Raw genomic sequence first — 1,493 nt, 5'->3', positions numbered from 1 at the left:
ATACCAATATTAATCCATAATCCTTCATTTATTTTAGCAGGGACTAATCTTTTATCTTTTAAATAAGTATCTTTAAGCCTTATTTTAGGATAAGCATAGAAATATTCAGAATCTGTTTCTTCTGTTTGATAGAAATACTTTTCATCAAGTTCATTTTCAACTACACTATTAAACTTCTTTAAATTATTAAAATCCATTAATATTCCTACATCTTTACGCCATAAATTAGACATTTCCTCAATATTTTTAGCTTTAAATATTAAATCATCACCACTTAAAAAATATTTTATATCATATTTTTTACATATTCTATCAACTTCATCCAACATATCAAGGCATAAATTTTTCATTCTAGATAATCTATCCCCATCCAAAGAATTAATCATATATTTTTCATAATCATCAGGTAAATCATACATCTTTGCATATGGCCCTAAATCAAATTCTACATAATTATGATGGGTCATTCTACTTTCAACTGGAGGCATTTCCATATAATCATCACCAAATAAATTACATAGATATTCGTGATGCTGTTTAAATTTCCTAACAGTTAAATTTTCAAATTTAACATCCTCATACCCCGTTTTATCAAAATTTGGTTCTCCATAATATCCTACATGATAGATACAATTATCATATAAATAATCTGAATCCTTATACAATTCATTGCATTGTTTTTCGAGCTTTTTTATTTTTTTATATAAAGCTGGACGAGACACATATTTTATATATTTTAAATTTTTACCTTGCCTATCATTTGGGTCTTTTAAAAATGTAATATTATTATATGTCTTACAAAACATACATTGTCGTAAGTTAAATAATTTATGTGCAATTTCTTTTCTCTTTTCAAAATCATTAGGCATATTATCTAACTTAAAAATATCAACACATAAAGTTAATGGTAAATTCGCGTTTCTTGCAGATTTACTTCTAGCAATAGTATTTTTTAACAAAATCTTTGCCGGAAAATCATTAAATTTTGGATTTGTTTCATTTGTTAATAATGTATATTTTTTAGTATTTAAATCTTTTTTACAAGCTTCAATAAGTTTTTCATAATTTTCAGCTGTTAATTCTATATCAATATCATCATCCCAAGGAATAAAGCCTCCATGTCTAATAGCGCCTAACATAGTGCCTCCTCCAATAGAATATTCAATTTTATTTTTTCTACATATTTTATCTATTTCTTCTAAAATATCTAACTCTAGTTGTTTTATTACATTAAAAACTTTATCTGCATTTGATTTAATTTCTAAACTATCTAAATTTATCATGTAAATCTCCTATAAATCTTAGTCTTATATTTTATATATTTTAGCATATACAATAAAAAAATTCAAATTTTAAAACTTTAAAGCTAATACAAATAAAAAAATAATATTTCTCATTTTGTATTAGTTCTAAAATTAAATATAATATTATAAATAATAAAAAAACCCCGCGACTACCTACCCTCCCAGTCCGTCTCCAGACAAGTACTCTAG

1 protein-coding gene is annotated in these 1,493 nt (G+C 24.5%); it reads right to left on the bottom strand.

From position 1 onward, the window contains the following. Window positions 1-1,283, bottom strand: a 1,283-nt coding sequence (locus FGQ49_RS10215; RefSeq protein ID WP_138269761.1) for a LicD family protein, incomplete at its 3' end; no start/stop codon positions are given. Between the last annotated feature and the right edge of the window lie 210 nt (window positions 1,284-1,493).

The organism is Anaerofustis stercorihominis (genome assembly GCF_005844425.1).
GTDB lineage: Bacteria > Bacillota > Clostridia > Eubacteriales > Anaerofustaceae > Anaerofustis > Anaerofustis butyriciformans.
Note: the sequence above shows the minus strand (reverse complement) of the source record. Positions and strands in the feature narration are given on the sequence as shown.